Source organism: Paenibacillus sp. 01T443 (assembly GCF_056398325.1).
This window is the reverse complement of sequence record NZ_JBFTPE010000030.1, coordinates 55,278-73,749: the sequence shown is the minus strand read 5'-3', so window position 1 is coordinate 73,749 and position 18,472 is coordinate 55,278. Positions and strand designations below refer to the sequence as shown.

The window sequence follows — 18,472 nt, the reverse complement described above, 5'->3', positions numbered from 1 at the left end:
AGTAAAGTGTTCCTTTGGCGACATTGGCTCTCAAAGCAATTTCATCCATACTTGCCCGATGGTAACCGTTTTCTGAAAATACTTCAACCGCTGTTTGGATAATTTTCTCTTTACTCAAGGTGATCCGCCTCTCGTTAATTTAGAAAAAAACTGACTAGTTGGAAAAAGATCTGTCAACTGAGATCGCGATTTTGCTCTTAAAATGAAAAAAGCCTCCTGGAATGAACAACTGTTCAAATCCATGGGAGGCTWTTTACGCTGTGGAGTGCGACTTCTCCGACTGACCGACCTTACCTCTTCGCCTTATAAAACTCATGATAAAGCTTCATGAGCGCCCTCTTCTCAATCCGCGACACATAACTCCGCGAGATCCCAAGCTCCTTCGCAATCTCCCGCTGCGTCCGCTCATCCCCGCCATGTTCCAGTCCAAATCGACCAATCACAACTTCCTTCTCACGATCATCGAGTATATCCAAATTTTTATATATCTTCGACTTTTCAATCTTCAGCTGCACCTTATCCACGATATCATCTGCCTCCGTGCCGAGGATATCGATCAACGTAATTTCATTGCCTTCCTTGTCCGTGCCAATCGGATCATGCAAAGACACATCTTTCCGGGTCTTCTTCAAAGACCGGAGATGCATAAGTATTTCATTCTCGATACAACGAGCCGCGAACGTCGCAAGCTTCGTGCCTTTTCCAGTTTGGAAGCTCTCGATTGCCTTGATTAATCCGATCGTTCCGATCGAAATCAGGTCTTCGAGATCCTCACCTGTATTGTCAAATTTTTTGACGTTGTGGACACGAACCGATGTCATTTGGCAAATCGAAAACTAGTAAAGATAGCTGCTCGGCCGGAACACAGCTTGATGTAGCAGAATAGGCATTATGGAACATAACCCTGTTATGAGCTAGTCCATCCAGATTCGGCGTTTCTACGACCGGATGCGCGGCAGGGCTTAATCAATCGCCTCGCATCTGGTCGACGGTAATGAGCAGCAAGTTCGGTCTCTTGAATGGCCAAAGCGATTCATCTCCTTTAAATTATTGGTGAATCGATTCCGGGATTTCGGTCATTATACGATTGTAAAATTCATCCAGCTCTATCGACTTGCCTTTATGAAGTCGTGAATGCTCTGCAGCAAATGCCATGATATGGCTTCTTAAGGAAGCCGATGCTGAGGTGAGGCTTTCTCCACCCGTATAGCTACGGACCTCTTTCAGGAAACTGCGTATAATGCCGCTGTCTCCACCGCCGTGGCCGCTTGCTTGATCGGGTATTTCAATGACGGTTTCCTCATGGGTCAGAAAATCACGAACAACGATTTTACTTTCATCGGCCCGAATTTCTCCTTTGGTTCCCATGATTTGAATTCGCCGCTCCTGGTGCCTCGTAAAACCGCACATACTGAACATGGCGGTGGCACCATTCGCAAACTCCATATTAACCACCTGGTGATCATCTACGTTGTTATCGCTTTTATACACGCAGCGTCCGTAATTTGTCTCTTGAAGGCCTCTAATTATGCTCTCCTTTGTAGATTCCTCGGTGAAATGCCGCGCCCAGCCTTTGCCTTCTCCGAGATAAAACTGAGGTGCCGAATATGGGCAGGTGGGCTCGACGGCGCATCCGCCAATGCAATAGTCAGTAGAACCTTCAGGAGCATTTTCGGAGTGGAAATGCATAAGCGATCCGTAAGAACTGACGCGAACGCACGGCTTATCTATCAGCCATGATAAAACGTCCATATCGTGGCATGATTTGGACAAAATCATCGGGCTGGACGTATCCTAGTTGCTCCAATTACCTCGTACGAAGCTGTGGGCAACATGCCAATACCCTACATTTTCATTTAATTGAATCGACACGGCTTCGCCGACTTGACCTTGGGAAATGACTCGCTTGACGGCTGACCAGAACGGCGTATAGCGAAGCACGTGGCAAATCGTTAATAGTCGGCTGTTTTCCTTTGCCGCGCGTTCCATCTCGATCACTATTCTTGAGCTGTGTCCTTCAATTAAAGTAGGATATGAAAGCAGAGGTAATGCAGAAACGTTCTATTGTTCTTGAAAAAGAAACGGAAGAAAATATTGAGAAAAAGCCGAGCGAAAATCAGGAGCAAATCCTGAAAATCGGTCGGCTTAGCGGTAAATTTTTAGTGATCAGTGGGACAATTACATTCGACTTATAGAGTTTGAGACCAGGCAACCGAGACACATTACCCCACGAATTTAAGGGACACTTGCGAGAGCATATCTTTAGTCATTTTCTCCAAATTGTATTCTACGCTAAACCCCCATTCTTCCTTGGCAGCGGTGCTATCAATCGCATCAGGCCAGCTATCTGCGATCGCTTGTCTGAGCGGATCCACTTGATAAGCGAGTTCAAAATGAGGAATATGTCTTCTAATTTCTGTAGCAATCATTTCGGGATCGATACTCATTGCTGATACATTAAAAGCATTGCGATGCTTGAGCTTGGATGCATCTGCCTCCATTAGGGTGATAATTGCTTCAAGAGCATCCGGCATATAAATCATATCCATAAAAGTGCCTTGCGAAATATAAGACGTATAACGTCCTCTCTCACTTGCATCATAAAAAATTTCTACTGCATAATCAGTAGTTCCTCCCCCCGGCGGAGTTGCATAGGAGATGATTCCGGGGAAACGCAGGCCCCGAGTATCGACCCCGAACTTGTTATAGTAATAATCACACAATAATTCCCCTGAGACTTTACTGACACCATACATCGAAGTTGGTCTTTGAATTGTTTCTTGCGGCGTATTACTATAGGGTGTCGTTGGTCCAAATACACCGATCGAACTTGGAGTAAAGAGTTGGCATCGCAATGATTTAGACACTTCTAATGCGTTGAGCAATCCCCCCATATTCAATTGCCAAGCAAGCAACGGTTTCGCCTCCGCAGTCGCAGATAACAGTGCAGCTAAATGAATGATTGTATCCACTTGATATTTATTGGCAATGTCATACATTGCTTGAGGATCGGTGACATCCAGAAATTCAAAGGGTCCTGATCCTTCATCTGTGCTTACTTTTTTTATATCCGTAGCAATTACCTGATCAGTACAATAAATTTCCCGTAGTCTAGTGACAAGCTCAGTGCCAATTTGACCCGATGCGCCAGTGACCATTATTCTTTTCATCTGAATGCCCCTCTCTTTTATATTAACTTCAGCTCTTTCCCTATTTTTTCATAGATTGATAATGCTTTTTCAAGCATTGGCCCCGTGTGCGCTGCGGTTGGCATATTTCTGATTCTTCCTCCTCCCTTTGGTACTGTTGGGAATACGATCGCCTTTGCATAAACACCTTCTTCATAAAGCCTTTTGCTAAATTGCTGCGTCTGTTTTTCATCCCCAATAATACATGGTGATATCGGCGTCGCACTGTTTCCGATATCGAAGCCTAGATCACGGAGTCCTTTCTTCAGCAAATCACCGTTCCCCCACAATCGATCCATAAGTTCTGGACTGTTCTTAATGATATCTATAGCCACAATGCTGGGTGCTACAGCAGCAGCAGGCAATGAGGTTGAGAATAAAAACGGCTTGCTTCTGGCTTTGAGCCAATCAATTAATTCCTTCTTGCCCGCAACATATCCCCCTACGACGCCGACAGCTTTGGAGAGCGTACCAATTTGAAAGTCCACTTGATCAGAAAGCCCAAAGTGCTTTATTGTACCCGCGCCCCCTCCCAGAACTCCGGAACCATGAGCATCATCCACATACGTTATAAGGTCATACGCCGCTGCAATCTCAATGATTTCTGGAAGCTTCGCAATGTCCCCGTCCATGGAGAAAACCCCATCCGTAATTACCATGARCTTCTTATATAATCCGGATTCTTTAATTGTCTTCGCCTTACTCCGCAAATCATCCATGTCGGAGTGATTGTAGCGGATAATCTTGGCTTTGGATAATCTGCACCCTTCAATAATTGAAGCATGATTTAATTCATCGGATAGAATTGCATCATTCTGATCCATCACTGCCGAGATAGCTGCCATATTACAATTAAACCCTGATTGATAGACAACAACAGCTTCCGTATTCTTGAATTCAACTAATTTTTCTTCTAACTCCAGATGAATGTTTAATGTTCCATTAATTGTCCTAACCGATCCCGCCCCTGTTCCATAAATGTTCACAGACTCTACGGCTGCCTGAATTAATCTAGAGTCAGTCGCTAATCCCAGATAATTATTCGAGGATAAATTAATATACTCTTTACCCGCAATAGTAATCATCGGGCCATTTGCCCCCTGCATGGGATCAATAACATTGTACAGCCCTTTACTTTTTAGCTCCGTCAAATTGTCTGTTAAGAATTGCTCTAATTGTTTGCTGGACATAATTTCGCCTCCTCAATACATACGTTACACTATGTATGTTATAGTATACACATGTATTAAATAACGCACAATGGTGAAATATGAAATAGTCGACTTTCGAGTTTTTTTACGTTACGATGGGTGAAAAACAAAAAAAGAGAGTGGGGAAATCGTGGAACCGATACATGTTAAATTGGGTAAAAACTTAAAGTCAATCCGTAACGGCAGGGGCCTGAGTCTTGATAAAGTGGCTGAGTTAACCGGAGTTAGCAAGGCAATGCTTGCACAAATCGAACGCGGTGAATCAAATCCTTCTATTTCTATTATTTGGAAAATCGCCAATGGACTTCGTTTATCATTCACTTCATTAATCGAAGAACAAGGTCCTTCCGTTTCTATTGTCAACAGTGCAGATATGGATCCCTTATTAGAAGAAAAAGGCTCATTTCGTTCCTATCCACTTTTTCCATTTAGTCCGCACAAGCAATTCGAGATTTATTTGGTTGAAATGGATCCGCATTGCGTTCACGAATCCGAGGCRCACACTGCCGGAGTAGAGGAATACATTATGCTTTTAGAAGGGAGTTTGGGAATTACAATTGACGGCAGAAACTACACAATTAAGCCAAATGAATCCCTTAGATTTATCGCTGATCAGCCCCATAGTTATATGAATTATACGAATAATATTGTGCGATATCACGTTCTTATTTATTATCCTTAATTCATATTAACACTACAAGAGCGTGTTCAATAAGCTCATAAATTCGGATAAAAGACAAAAATGCACCAAGCAAAAAATGGTTTAATGGAAGTAATCCTACCACCATTAAAGCAATAACACGAGGTGCATTTTCATAGATTTTCAGTTAAAACTGCTATCTTACTACTACAAATCACTCGGATTTGACGTGGAACTGATCGATTACATCGATCATGTGGCTGACTCTATTGTACTGGAGTAAATCGCTCCGCTTAACAATGTACTTTTTTTTCACGAGTCAGACTTTTTTTCAGCGGCCTCCCTGTGGTGGGGGTTATTTGATGTTCACGTTTTTAGTTTCATTTCATAAAAGCCATCAATCTGAATTGTTTTTTCTTGTTTGTCTTTTGTCAGCACCTCTAAGGATGTAGTTCCATACCCTTGCAGGCGAATGATAGCTTCACCCATGGATTCTTGGATGGAAACCACCTCTGTATCAAAATCCCGTGATAGGATGCCAACTGATTCGGATAACGTTATCATATTGATTTTTTCACGCTCAACATTGATTTCAAATGTTTTGTTGTTCCATTTCAATGTAGCTTTGGCAATTTCGTTGTCACTCCACCAATCGATGTTTAGTAAGTAGATTACTCTCAGCCCATCTTCACGGTCAAACACGGTAAAGTTAACGGTATCATCACAAACGATATACCCTTTCTCATACTCAGCTTTGCAAGCTTCCTCTGCGGTTTGTTTTAACACAGCTTGGTATTCTTCTCGTATGACTGGGTTGGCAGGATAGTGCAGTGAATTGATAAAGATAACTTTCCCTTTGCCTACAGTGTTTTGAATAATTAATGGTTTGCCTTGGTGTGTTTCGACTACCGTTACTGTATCTTGCAATGTAAGGTCCATGATCCTTTTAGGATTATCAACATTTTCAGGATAAACATATTCCTTTATCCCCAACACCTTTTCCATTAAGCCCTTCTCGATTAGGCCACTTGTTCCATTCAAAGCCTCATCTCGATCCGTTGTGGTGAAAAGATGAGCCCAAGTTAGAATGGTCGTGCCACCATCGTAGCAAAATTCAAGGAGCTTATGAAACTGTTGATCTGTAGCGGTATTAAAACCTAAAAATGCAAGCACTTTATATTTTTGATACGTTTCTGGCTGAGCCTCTATCGGTAAAATATCAACCGTGCCATAAGGGGTTCTGGAATAAAATCCTTGTGGTTTGTTTTCGCATGGGTATCGATAAATGGCACTCAAAACAGAGTCCGGAAAGAAGGTTTTTAGCAAATCCCAGCTTTCCTCCATATGATTAAATTTCCATTTATCGCCGACTTGTCCCCATGCATTGGGCCTTGTAAAACATACCCAAGCATCATTATTTCCATGTAAAAAACCAAATGGGACAACCATTTTCGTAGGTCTTGTATGGGTTTTCACAAAATGGGCAAAGTTTTTTTGCACTTTTAAATGTTCAAGGCAAGCCCGGGAAAACCGATCGAAAAATGCCATCTCACTTTCGATATGCCAAAGCCCTTCCTCTGTATTGATGTGATTGATGTTATGAGTATAGCAAACAAATAATGAAAGTTGATACCTTCTAAACCGTTCTTTTGTGTCATGAGGCAGTGTTGACCATTGAACGGCCAAATGCGCTAACAAATCTTTTTTGTTGTATGCAATTGCCGCTCCCCGCTGTGCAGCGATTATAATCTCATGTGGACCATACATCAATTCACTGCCTGCGCTTTCTAAGCCACCCTCGTAGAAATACTTAAATAGCGTGCTTGGACCCGAATGTCTTTTCACGCCGTTTAACGAATAGCGAACGTTTTCAACGAGTTGTGCAGCCGCCTCTCCCATGTCCGTTGGCTTCACAGGATTATAACCTGAAAAAACTCTATTTTGTGCATAAACAGGAGGCGTTAAATATTTTCTATCTTCAATTTTATCTATAAACCGCTCCATGAGCTCGTCAAAAAAAGAAAATTTAGCGCCCCGCCCAATACCCCAATAATAGAAGGCACCGTCTCTTTCGTGTCCTTGATTTCCAATAAAATAAGGTCCATTTAGCATTTCTTTCGTTGGGTTTGCATTCATACCTGGAAGCTCGCGCCCATCAATAATGTGGCAATAATGATAGCGGTACTCCGTAAAGATTTTGACAAGGTGCGCCCAAAAATCTTTGTTTAATTCCCTAGTTCCAGTCCATCGATAAACAGGCCGTAAGGATATAAAATTCCCCAAACGGTTGTTTAAGTACCAACAAAAAAACTCATCAAAATCTTCTATATCTTGACTAATAAAAATGGCGTCTGAGGTTCCTGTTAATACATTGTCATCTTTTTTTTCTATTGTTCGTGTAATGGTAATCGTTTCTTCTTCCAGACCACAATTTAATTTGATCTTGAAATTCGTTTGGTGGGATGTAGCCATAAAATTGATTACGTTAAAACCCTTTTGACAACAATGTTCTTTTTCAAAAATCAGGTTCTCTTTTTCAACGGCGCTTACGATAACGGTAGATCGGTCTTTTAGGTAAACCATAATAGGTATTTGCGTATGCAGAGGAATGCAATCATCGAAACCAACTACAGTTAAGTTTTTTGCCTCTTGATATAGCAAATATAATGATTTAACCGTGTAAGGGTGGGGCATAAAATAATCTGCTTGATTGGTGATGCTGATGGTGTTTTTACCTATTTTCAATAGATCCTTATCTATTTTGAATTCCTTTTCGGAAAACCGTAAACACCGTTGAAAAAATTCGCCGTCAAAGCAAATCTCATTGTTGATTTTAATCATTAGGTTTGCCCATTCTTTTTTGGATAGATTCTCCCCAAACCAGTTCATTTCTTCATGGTAAGGATCAGACATCGTAAACGGAGCCAAATAATTATAGTTGGGTTCACTGTAGAAATTACCATTAAAGCGTGGGTCTTCCAGGTAAAGGTCTCCAAGGCATCCCTTCACTTGGATATAAACCAAAATGGAAGCCACATCATCCTCTAAAACAAAATCTCTCTCAATCTTTTGCCAAGGGTAAGTACCTTCTTCTATAGGAATGATAATGACTTCATCGGGGTCTAAACTGATGGAAGCCGTGTCTACCCCTTCTTTTATGAACCGCTTTTCAAAAACAATTTCCAAATCAGCTGTGTTGTTATTCTTTTTTAAATGCTCTGCCTTTGCAAAGATAGAAAAGGTAAAATGATTGCCGGCGTGTACAGGTTTTACAAATTTATAATAGGCGCGCTTTCGATAGGATTCACCTTTTCCTTCTAGATGCAAACAAAACTGACTATGATGGGTATCATTTGGAGACAGACAGTCATCAATCATTCGATATAAATAGGGGTATCCTCCCTCTGTCATCCAAGAGGGGTGCATGGCATATTCGCCTTTTAACATGATTTTGAAATCGTTATTTGCGATAAAATCCAGATCATCCAGTATAAAGTCACAATTCAAGGAATTTCCCGGTTTTATATGGGGCGGTTCCGAATAGTCTTGTATGGTCAGTTTGCTAAACATACGTACCTCCTAATCAACATAAGGAACGTGAAACATCACGCTCCTATGTTCACCTTAATTTATGTCCATTATTTCTTAAAAGTCTCGTCGTAGGCTTTATTGATTAGCTCCAGAGCTCGGTCAGAGCCAAGTTTTTTAACCTGTGGAATAACTTTTGAATCCCAGGTATCAATGCTTTGCTTACCGATAATCACATTTACCGAAGCTTCCTCTACATAGGTATCAATAGCAGTTTTGAGGTCGGTATATTCTTTTTTCTCATTCTTATCGCTGAATTTTGCATTAAAGGTTGCCTTGCCAAAGGCTTGGTTTTCTTCCATAAATGCTACCGATTTTTTCATTGCAGCACCAGTTAACTCATAATTATTAATAGCGTCTTGATTTACAACACTGAAAAGGCCTTGGTCATTTAACCCCGAATTCGTGATGGTACCATTTGGTGTAGCAGCAGTTTGAAAATCCTTCAAGAATTTCACAACACCATCGGAACTCTTTTCATAAGATTCGCCTTCGATACCAAATTGCATTGCATCGATACCTTCTGGGCTGTACGTCCAGTTCAGAAAATTAACCAATTCATCTTTGTATTTAGATTGGTTTGAAATCACTCGATAACTTTGGTAATAGCCACTTAAAACAACAGTACCAACTCTATTATTGTTGTAAGCTGGTTGAAGCATAGACGTAAATTCAAAGCCCTGTTGAATTTTGCTTCCCATTTGTTGAATGATCTCATCGCCAACTTGTGGGTAGTCAACGGTCACAAAACCTTTGTTTGTAGCTAAGAGTTCATTCCATTCAGCATCTGTAATCGTAGCAAAGTTCGGATTTAATAAGCCTTCGGAATACAGTTTATTCAAGTAAACCAACGTATCCTTGTAGGCTTGACTTTCTGGACCGTACGTATATTTTTGTTGAGCTGGGTCAAGAAAGAATGAGTTGCTCGTTCCTCTAAAGTAAGCTTGGTTAGCAACTAAGTGAGACGTGCCCCATCTTACAAAATAGGGGTAAGAATCTGGGTAAAGTTTCTTCAGTTCAACTAAGGTCGTGTATAAATCGTCAAAAGTTTCGGGCTTCATGGATAGGTTATGTTTTGCAAATATATCACTTCTGGCCAAAAAACCTTCGTCGACACGATAAGGCACATCATAGATTCTTGGGGCCCCATAATATTTGCCGTTAGGCGAACGAGTTAGATCCATAGCAGGTGGATATTTTTCCAACATTGCTTTGTAAGTATCCAGCTTCCCTTCTTCCATATAAGGTGTTAAATCTACGAATGCTCCTTGTGGACCATAAAGGTCCCCATATTTTTGTCCGTCATATAACGTTATCAAATCCGGTAGTTCTCCAGATGCTATCAAGGTATTCAATTTCTCTGTATAGTCTGCACGGGCTACGGTAATGGGTTTGATTTTAATATTTGTGTACTTTTGAATTGTCTTAAAAATTTCTTCGTCGCCAGTGTATGCAGTATTTGCCGTTGTAAACCAAGTAACTTCAATTGGTTTTGCGCTAATTTTTTCTGCTCCGCTGGCATTTGGGTCTGATGCCTGTTCATTAGTAGAAGCCGAAGAGTTGCCTGATGGTTCTGCGCTGTTGGCAGATTCGTTTGACTTGTTGCTGCACCCTGAAACAAACAACATAATGATAGCTACAAATAAGACCAAAAATCTTTTCATAACCAATCTCTCCTTTTTAGTAAATAATATTGGATCATCCTTTTATTGAGCCAACCATAAGTCCCTTGACAAAGTACTTTTGGATAAAAGGATAAATACACATAATAGGAAGGGTAGTGATGGCAATGGATGCCATTTTTAAAGATTCCGTTGCAGAGTGAGTTAATTCAGCATAAGCGCCTTTATCGCTTGGATCTATGGTTGCAGCTACCAAAATACTTCTTAAAATCATCTGCAAAGGATATTTTCCGGCGTCATTTAAGTAAATCAACGCAGAGAAATAATCATTCCAAATGCCAACAGCTGTAAATAAGCCGATGGTTGCCAGGATTGGCTTGGAAAGTGGCAAAATGATTTTCACTAAAATTTGAGCCTCAGTAGCCCCATCAATGTAAGCGGATTCACTTAGGGTTTCCGGTATATTCCTAAAGAAGGATCTCATGAGAATAATGTTCCATGCGGTCAACGCCCCCGGAAGAACCATAACCCAAATGCTGTCTAGCAAATGTAGGGACTTATAAGCCAGAAAGGTTGGAATCATACCGCCACCCATAAACATGGTTATAATGTACACCTTGGAGATAAATGCACGCATTTTAAACTTATCTTTGGAAAGTGGATATGCTGTTATGGATGTGAAAAACAAGGTAAAAAACGTTCCAAGCGCAGTATATAAAATCGTGTTTCTATATGCCGAGAAAAAAACAGGTTGGTCAATCATGGTCTTGTATGCACCTAGGTCAAAACCTTTTGGATAAAAAGTAACTTTCCCCGCAATTACTTCTGCGGGATCGCTTATAGACACAGACATAACGTAAGCAAAGGGATAGAGCATAACCAGTACAACAATAGCCAAAATGATGTACACAACGGAAAGCATGACCCGATCTTCTATTGGATCTTTAATTCTGTTAGGATTTTTTTTCATGACATCACCATAAACTTTCTTTTAGGAGTTTTCTGGAAAAAAAGTTTGCTCCTAATAATAAAACAATGGAAACCACACTGTTAAATAACCCAATAGCACTTGAAAATCCATAATCTTGGTCGATTATACCCTTACGGTAAACATAAGTAGATATAACATCGGCAACGTCATAGGTGGCAGGGCTATACATTAACAGAATTTTATCGAATCCAACGCTGACAATATTGCCAACTGCTAAAATTAACAAGGTAATGATGGTTGGGCGGAGGCCGGGCAGCGTAATATGAAAAATCTGTTTGAACCTAGAACAGCCATCCATCTTAGCCGCATCATACATTTCTATGTCAATCCCTGTAATGGCCGCCAAGTAGAGTATGCTGGAATAACCAACTCCCTGCCAAATACCTGAGCCAATATACAAGCTTCTAAAGTAATCGGATTCGTTAAAAAATTGGATAGGGGCAACATCGACTATTGCTAACAATTCATTTACAATACCACTACCACTAAACACGGATTTCATAATGCCCACAATGACAACAACCGAAATAAAATAAGGTAAATACGTAACGGTTTGAATAAATTTCTTAATTTTTGGAAGTGCCATTTCGTTAATCAACAAAGCCAGAACAATGGGTGCGGGAAAAGTCCACAGCAAGTTAAACAGACCAAGGACAAACGTGTTTTTTATAATTCTAATAAAGTTTGGATCATTAAAAAACCGTATGAAGTTATCAAAGCCAATCCATTCAGAGCCTCTAATCCCTAAAAACAAACTGTAATTTTGAAAAGCAGTTACGATACCGACCATGGGATAATAAGCAAACAAGGCAATCATGATTAACCCTGGAAGCGACATAAGCATAATAAAGCGGTTACATTTCCAATCATATTTAAATTTTGAAATGAATGACATTCTAGTTGCTTTTTCAGTAGTCGTCGACAAAAACTCACCTCATTTCATTATTTTGTTGTTTATCGCTATATGCCCATCTCCGCACCCATAATCCGTTCGGCAAACTCGACAATTTCGACCGATTTCCCCTTGTTCAATCTGGACTCCTCGGCTGCAAAGGCCATCAAATGACTGCGAACCGAGGCGGTCGCGGACGTCAAGCTTTCCTCACCACTATTCGTGCGGACTTCACCTAAGAAGCTGCGCATGACCCCTGCATCACCGCCGCCGTGCCCGCTGTTAGGCATATGAATGGAGATTTCGTTCTTCTCTTTCGTAACAAAATCGTACACAGTGATTTTATCATCATGGCCGTTGATTTGCCCCTTTGTGCCCATGATTTGGACAATCCGCTCCTGCTCCATCGTGAATCCGCACATGCTGAAGGTTGCCGTGGAGCCATTCGCAAATTCCATGTTAACTACCTGATGGTCAACCACATTATTATCGGATTTATACACGCAGCGACCGTACGGTGACGTTTTTAAACCTTCTATGATGGCCTCTTTGGAAGCATCCTGTGTAAAATGCCACGCCCAGTCTTTCCCATCCCCCAAATAAAACTTCGGTGCCGAATACGGACACTGCGATTCCACAGCGCAGCCGTCTAAACAGCGGTCCGTAGCCCCCTCCGGTGAATTGCCAGAATGAAAGTGCATCAACGAGCCATACGAGCTGACTCGCACACAAGGCTGATCCATCAGCCAGGATAAGATGTCCATGTCATGACAGGATTTGGACAAAATCATCGGACTGGACGTATCCGAGTTATTCCAATTCCCGCGCACGAAGCTGTGCGCAATATGCCAATATCCCACATTTTCGTTAAGCTGGATTGACACCACTTCGCCAATGCGTCCTTCATCGATAATCCGTTTAATCGTAGACCAGAATGGCGTGTAGCGCAGCACATGACAGATCGACAACAAACGGTTGTTGTCCTTTGCTGCTTTTTCCATTTCGATGCATTCTCTCGGATCCGGCGACATCGGCTTCTCTAACAGAACGTGGTAGCCTTTATTCAATGACTGAATCGTAGGTTCATGATGCATTCGATCCTGCGTACAAATGATCATGACATCCGCCTTTTGCGGCAGTTCTAGGATTTTCTCCCAAGTTGCGTAGCAGTGCTCGGCAGGGATTTTATGCTCCTGTGCAAACTTCTCGCGCCTTTCTTTATTTGGTTCGGCTACAGCCACAAATTTTAATTCATGCGGATAATCAAGCGCATAAGGCGCATAGCTTCGAGCTCCGCGAGATCCCGCTCCAATAAGCACAGCTGTCAATGTTTTCATTGTGGTTTTTCCTTCTCCCTTTCCCTTAGTACCTGTAAGTGCAATACCTTCATTAAAGTACGTGTTTTTACATTGCGACTGAAGAAACGTGTCATTATGCTTTTTATGTACGATCGAGTCCATCACCTCCTAATAGAATCAAAATAAACGGCTTCACTGTTTGGAGCGACACAAGAAAGCGCTTTCCAAACCTGCTAAAAATAATTATCTTCGGATTTCCGTAAATAATTATGCTATCTTGGACGGATTCGTTTACCTAGACATATAGCCAGCTTATCGAGTAATATATAGAAATTCTTATATTTGACCATTAACTTTCTTTGGGGCAACACAGGAAAGCGTTTTCCAAACCTGCTAAAAAAAATTATCTACGGATTTCCGTAAATAATTATGATCTCACAGAAGACTGTCGAATGACCAGTTGGAATGGTAGTTGTACTTTCACAGGTATATCTAAGGTTCCGTTTATATATTGAACTAAAAGTTTGGCCGAAGTAACCCCGATTTCGTATTTCGGAACAGCGACTGTAGACAAAGGTGGATTCGTGTACTCAGACAATTCGATATTATCTACGCCGATAAAACTCATATCTTCAGGGATACGCAGTCCACTCTCCGAGACCGCTCTCATGGCCGCAATTGCAAGGGTGTCGCTTGCAGCAAACATGGCCGTCGGCAGATCGTTTGACTGTGATTCTAATACATTCATCATGCCGCTATAGCTCTTCTCAACCAGCCACTCGGTATCGATTACCCAGTCGGAATTCACTTCCAATCCGGCGCGATGCATCGCATATTTGAATCCAATAAATCGCTTATCTTCTGGGTTTCCATTGGTACCCATATCGCCTCCGATAAAGCCGATTTTACGGTTTCCCTGTGCAATTAAATGTTCAATTGCGACTTGAACAGCAGCTATCCGGTCATAATCCACAACAGCAATGTCAGCAACGTCTGCATCCGTTAAATCGATGCCGACAACTGCTCGGATGTGCTTTCGGATATAGGTTAAAATCTCAGAATCAATCTCTCCGATGAGAAACATCCCATCCAGCTGTGTTTCCGTTACCACTCTGTGCAGTTGCTGCTCGCTTTGCAGTTCATCCAAGGAGTGAATATAAGCCAATGTATAACCAGAATCCTGCAACTGTTTGCTCAACCCTGATAAAATGGGGGAGAAATAAGGGTGCTGTCCTCGGAACTGCGGTTTCATCACTATGCAGCCTACCTGCATAGAAGGCTTAGCTTCTTCCCTTTTATTTTGAACCAAATTGCGCGCAGCTTCATTCGGCTTATAGCCTAATTCTAGGACAACTTCCCAAATTCTTTTTTTCGTTTCCGCATTAATTTGCCTACTCGTATCGTTATTAATGACTCTTGAAACCGTAGAAACGGAAACGCCGACCTGGTTTGCAATATCTTTGAGTGTGGGCAAGATACAGTGCTCCTTATTCCCTAATTTTGGCGCCAAACGCTTTCCAATTTCATTTTAATACGCTTTTATTCGAGAGTCAATATGGTGATGAATGAAAATCTGAAAAATCTGATTGTTAATCAATCGCTGACTCATAGACAAAAAGAGGTGTCCCAAAAGCCATGAATATGGCTAGGGGCACCTCTTTTTTTCAATTAGGCAAAACAAAAAGAAACCGTTCTTTGGTAAAATGGAAGTGCGACCAACCTTTACAAAAGAAGACGTTTTCTAAACTGGTACCCATACACTTTGAACTTGTTCGGCAAGTTCGGCAATGCTAACCTTCTCGATCCAATAACAGGCTTGGCTCAAATGCTTGATCCAAAGTTTAATATCTATCAAAAGCCAACAGTAACTGGACAAAATAACGGAACGCCATTTAAGTCGTATTTCACTTTAGGCATGAACAGCAAGTCCAAAGTTCAAGATGAAGCTTGGAAATTTATTAAGTTCATGCTTTCCGAGGAAATGCAATCTTCACCAACGGTATTTGGCTTTGCGATGCACAAGGGAGTTGTGGAGAAACAGCTCAAGGATGTGCTTGATGTGCTCATGCTACTTATGCCGCTTTAACCTTTACGTGGATTACCGCTCCAAGAGTGGTTACAGACACTTGTAAAAATTTTGTCCTATTTGTGGTAAGTTTCTCCGTAACGAACCTAAGTGAGTACCTAGTATTCTTAATCCCTTCCTATTCCTTTTTATATTTCCCTAGTTTCTTCCCTTAGCCATCCGCTCTCTTCTTTATTTAAATAAGGAGCTAGCTTCGTATATACCTCTTGATGATAATTGTTTAACCATTGCTTTTCACTCTCTGTTAACATATCTTTATTGATACCGGCTAAATCAATTGGGCAATACGTAATTGTTTCAAACTTCATAAATTGACCAAACTCTGTTTTCTCGTCTTCAACTACTAACATCATATTTTCAATTCTAATTCCATATTTACCTTCGAGGTATATTCCCGGTTCATTCGTAATAATCATGCCTTTTTCTAATGTAACATTATTATTATTCCTTATGCTTTGTGGTCCTTCATGAACATTCAAGAAAAAACCTACCCCATGTCCTGTCCCGCATTTATAGTCTAAACCATACTGCCATATTGGTTGCCTTGCTAAAACATCTAAGTTAGAGCCTGTAGCTCCGTATAAATATTTTACTGAGCTTAATGCAATAAATCCTTTTAACACCAAAGTAAAATCTCTTTTTTGTTCATCGGTAAGTTTTCCTAAAACAATCGTTCGTGTAATATCTGTTGTTCCATCATAATACTGTCCGCCTGAATCAATTAAAAAAAGACCTTCATTCTTAAGAGTAAATTGTCCTGCGCCCTTCTGAAATCTTCTAATCTTTCTTCTGCAGTAATCTCTGTAATTTCTTCTTTGTCTACAACGTTTTTTAGCCATTTTATAAATTTCACCATGGCTAAACCATCTTTTATTTCACACCATTTTACATTTTTTATCTCAACTTCATTTTTAATCGCTTTTAAATTAGTCGTGATGTCAGGACTTTCAATTTTCTTTGTAATACTGTTAATGGCATTATATAATCTGCTATTTGTTTTATTCGTATCTAAAATAATAGTATCTCCGCTTGAAAGATTTCCTAAGAAAGTTTGTATTTCATGATTCGCTTTTAACTCGATTCCTTCAGCCTCCAGTTCTAATTTAACCAAAGGGGAAACCTTGCAAGAATCAATAAATAAATAACATTTATGTTCTGCTACGATTACATTAGCTATTACAACTGGATTGTTAGGCACATCGGCCCCTCTTATATTCAAAAGCCATGCAATGTCATCAAGGGAAGTTAAAATAAAATAATTTGCTCCTATATTTTTCATTTCTTTTCTTACTTCATTTAATTTTTCTACTTGTGATTTGCCTGCATATTTTACGTCATGAGTAAAAATTGGTCCTTTAGGAATCTCTGGTCTATCTTCCCACAGATCACCAATTAAATCTTGATTCATTTTTAATACGATTCTCTTTGCTTTTAGATCTTTTTCCATCTTTTTAACCATATTAATTGAAAAAACATTTCCATCAAAGCCCACAATGCTTCCTTCATTAAGAACATCTGCTAGCCATTCTGAATAAAATGGTACCCCTGGATCCACCATTCTAAATAATCTGATTCCTGAGCCCTCAAGCTGCTTTTCTGCTTGAATATAGTATCTACCATCTGTCCATAACCCAGCATCCTCTAATGTAATAACTACAGTACCTGCAGACCCTGTAAATCCTGATATCCATTGTCTACATTTCCAATGTTCTGCTACATATTCACTCTGATGTGCATCAAAACTGGGAATTATATAAGCATCCATTTGATTTTCTTTCATTAGCTGTCTTAACTTTTCGACCCTATCCCTGATATTCATTACTAATACCTCCATTTTCCTTAAGACTAAATTCTTTATTTTCACGATCATATAGCCATGCAGCTAGTACTATACTAATTATTCCGGCTGTAAGCTTTGATATGATAAACGCTCCTAACATTTCTGGGGCTACTCCTGACACAAATCCAAATTGACCTCCAAATACAAATGCTCCACTTACTCCAAAGGCAGTACATACCACTTTTCCTTTAGGATTCATTTCCTTAAATGTTCCAAATATCAACAGATTACTAGCCAAACTTCCTAGAATGCCTGCTACTGACACTGAATTAATTCCAAATTTCTCCCCTATTTCTTTAAAACTATTTTTAAAAATTCGATTGATAAGTGCTAGCATAGGATATGCTCCACCTAAAACAAATGCGATCTTGCCTACTATTACAGTAGATTCAGATAGTGCTGCTAATTCTGAGACAAGCCTTACACCAAATATCACATCTATACCTTGTAAAAGTAATCCAACAGTACTCAAACTCATTATAAGCTTTCCAAATACATTAAAAACTTTTATAAAAACATGAGGAGCTTTTAATAATCCGGCTCCTAAAATAATGGCAAAAACAAATATAGGTACCAGATTCCATACTAATATATTGATATTTATTTTTTGCCATAAGCCTGCTGCAAGACATCCTATTGGTATAGTAATAATTCCAACCAACACACCCATAGAAAAATATTTTTCATCCTCTTTAGAAAGCATCCCTAACGCGACAGGTATTGAAAAACTAATTGTGGCTCCTAATGTAGATGCGATGATAATTCCTGAGAATGCCCCCATTTCCTCTGTCAATGCTAGCTCATTAGCCATTTGATAGCCCCCCATATCTACAGCTAAAAATGCTGCAGGAACGATAGAAGGATCTAGATGAAAAACTCTAAAGATTGGAATAATCTCAGCGGATAAAAAATTTGTAAATATAGGGGCTAAAGAAAGTATTCCTATCATGCCAAGCCCTAAAGCTCCCATGGTCTTTATGCCTTCCTCAAATTTCCCACCCAGTTTCAAATGATTTCCGGTAATATAATCAATAGCTCCGATTACAAAAAAAGAACCGATTAGATATAATACAAATTTTTCCATTGTTATGATCACTTTCTATTTATTTTATATAA

General features: G+C 40.2%; 13 protein-coding genes and 2 pseudogenes. 2 read left to right on the top strand and 13 right to left on the bottom strand.

Features of this window, described 5'->3' with window-relative positions:
• The 5 genes and pseudogenes from AC1DLI_RS30870 to AC1DLI_RS30850 form a co-directional block, all read right to left on the bottom strand.
• A partial coding sequence (locus AC1DLI_RS30870) for a TetR/AcrR family transcriptional regulator (protein ID WP_477608987.1) occupies positions 1-118 on the bottom strand: 118 nt, incomplete at its 3' end.
• A gap of 172 nt (positions 119-290) precedes the next feature.
• Positions 291-821, bottom strand: coding sequence for an RNA polymerase sporulation sigma factor SigK (gene sigK, locus AC1DLI_RS30865; protein ID WP_477608977.1), 531 nt, complete (start codon positions 819-821; stop codon positions 291-293).
• A gap of 226 nt (positions 822-1,047) precedes the next feature.
• A pseudogene (locus AC1DLI_RS30860) lies at positions 1,048-1,995 on the bottom strand (Gfo/Idh/MocA family protein); the annotation flags it as partial.
• Positions 1,996-2,222: 227 nt separating this feature from the next.
• Positions 2,223-3,170, bottom strand: coding sequence for an NAD-dependent epimerase/dehydratase family protein (locus AC1DLI_RS30855; RefSeq protein ID WP_477608975.1), 948 nt, complete (start codon positions 3,168-3,170; stop codon positions 2,223-2,225).
• A 17-nt stretch (positions 3,171-3,187) separates the two neighbouring features.
• Entirely contained in the window at positions 3,188-4,378 is a 1,191-nt protein-coding gene (locus AC1DLI_RS30850; RefSeq protein ID WP_477608973.1) for a glycine C-acetyltransferase, read from the bottom strand.
• 151 nt (positions 4,379-4,529) lie between these two features.
• Between AC1DLI_RS30850 and AC1DLI_RS30845 the strand changes: the two genes are divergently transcribed.
• On the top strand, positions 4,530-5,081 hold the full coding sequence (locus tag AC1DLI_RS30845; RefSeq protein ID WP_477608971.1) for a helix-turn-helix domain-containing protein: 552 nt from the start codon (positions 4,530-4,532) through the stop codon (positions 5,079-5,081).
• A 324-nt stretch (positions 5,082-5,405) separates the two neighbouring features.
• Here the strand turns inward: AC1DLI_RS30845 and AC1DLI_RS30840 are convergent, their stop codons facing one another.
• From AC1DLI_RS30840 to AC1DLI_RS30815, 6 genes are all read right to left on the bottom strand, one after another.
• The gene (locus AC1DLI_RS30840; RefSeq protein WP_477608969.1) at positions 5,406-8,609 is read right to left on the bottom strand and encodes a hypothetical protein; all 3,204 of its coding nucleotides are present in this window, start codon (positions 8,607-8,609) and stop codon (positions 5,406-5,408) included.
• Positions 8,610-8,677: 68 nt separating this feature from the next.
• Positions 8,678-10,291: an extracellular solute-binding protein gene (locus AC1DLI_RS30835; protein WP_477608967.1), complete on the bottom strand. Its 1,614-nt coding sequence runs from the start codon at positions 10,289-10,291 to the stop codon at positions 8,678-8,680.
• 34 nt (positions 10,292-10,325) lie between these two features.
• The gene (locus AC1DLI_RS30830) at positions 10,326-11,219 is read right to left on the bottom strand and encodes a carbohydrate ABC transporter permease (RefSeq protein ID WP_477608965.1); all 894 of its coding nucleotides are present in this window, start codon (positions 11,217-11,219) and stop codon (positions 10,326-10,328) included.
• 4 nt (positions 11,220-11,223) lie between these two features.
• Positions 11,224-12,165 (bottom strand): ABC transporter permease, encoded by a 942-nt coding sequence (locus AC1DLI_RS30825; protein ID WP_477608963.1) that lies wholly within the window; start codon positions 12,163-12,165, stop codon positions 11,224-11,226.
• A gap of 35 nt (positions 12,166-12,200) precedes the next feature.
• Positions 12,201-13,469 carry a Gfo/Idh/MocA family protein gene (locus AC1DLI_RS30820; protein WP_477608961.1) on the bottom strand — a complete coding sequence of 423 codons (1,269 nt, stop codon included), beginning with the start codon at positions 13,467-13,469 and terminating at the stop codon, positions 12,201-12,203.
• A gap of 388 nt (positions 13,470-13,857) precedes the next feature.
• The gene (locus AC1DLI_RS30815) at positions 13,858-14,904 is read right to left on the bottom strand and encodes a LacI family DNA-binding transcriptional regulator (protein ID WP_477608959.1); all 1,047 of its coding nucleotides are present in this window, start codon (positions 14,902-14,904) and stop codon (positions 13,858-13,860) included.
• Between the two features lie 288 nt (positions 14,905-15,192).
• On the opposite strand from AC1DLI_RS30815, the gene AC1DLI_RS30810 reads away from it, so the two are divergent.
• A complete protein-coding gene (locus AC1DLI_RS30810) occupies positions 15,193-15,516 on the top strand; it encodes an extracellular solute-binding protein (protein WP_477608957.1) in 324 nt (107 codons plus the stop codon).
• 128 nt (positions 15,517-15,644) lie between these two features.
• On the opposite strand, the pseudogene AC1DLI_RS30805 reads toward AC1DLI_RS30810, so the two are convergent.
• Together AC1DLI_RS30805 and eutH are read right to left on the bottom strand one after the other, a co-directional pair.
• A pseudogene (locus AC1DLI_RS30805) lies at positions 15,645-17,335 on the bottom strand (aminopeptidase P family protein).
• Positions 17,319-18,440 (bottom strand): ethanolamine utilization protein EutH, encoded by a 1,122-nt coding sequence (eutH, locus tag AC1DLI_RS30800; RefSeq protein WP_477608955.1) that lies wholly within the window; start codon positions 18,438-18,440, stop codon positions 17,319-17,321. Before eutH ends, AC1DLI_RS30805 begins: the two are co-directional and overlap by 17 nt.
• Between the last annotated feature and the right edge of the window lie 32 nt (positions 18,441-18,472).

What these genes read in the sequence shown, in the direction of transcription:
- AC1DLI_RS30820 (WP_477608961.1), bottom strand. Translation starts at nt 13,469, where the DNA reads ATGAAAACATTGACAGCTGTGCTTATTGGAGCGGGATCTCGCGGAGCT.
- AC1DLI_RS30835 (WP_477608967.1), bottom strand. Translation starts at nt 10,291, where the DNA reads ATGAAAAGATTTTTGGTCTTATTTGTAGCTATCATTATGTTGTTTGTT.
- AC1DLI_RS30840 (WP_477608969.1), bottom strand. Translation starts at nt 8,609, where the DNA reads ATGTTTAGCAAACTGACCATACAAGACTATTCGGAACCGCCCCATATA.
- sigK (WP_477608977.1), bottom strand. Translation starts at nt 821, where the DNA reads ATGACATCGGTTCGTGTCCACAACGTCAAAAAATTTGACAATACAGGT.
- eutH (WP_477608955.1), bottom strand. Translation starts at nt 18,440, where the DNA reads ATGGAAAAATTTGTATTATATCTAATCGGTTCTTTTTTTGTAATCGGA.
- AC1DLI_RS30855 (WP_477608975.1), bottom strand. Translation starts at nt 3,170, where the DNA reads ATGAAAAGAATAATGGTCACTGGCGCATCGGGTCAAATTGGCACTGAG.
- AC1DLI_RS30830 (WP_477608965.1), bottom strand. Translation starts at nt 11,219, where the DNA reads ATGAAAAAAAATCCTAACAGAATTAAAGATCCAATAGAAGATCGGGTC.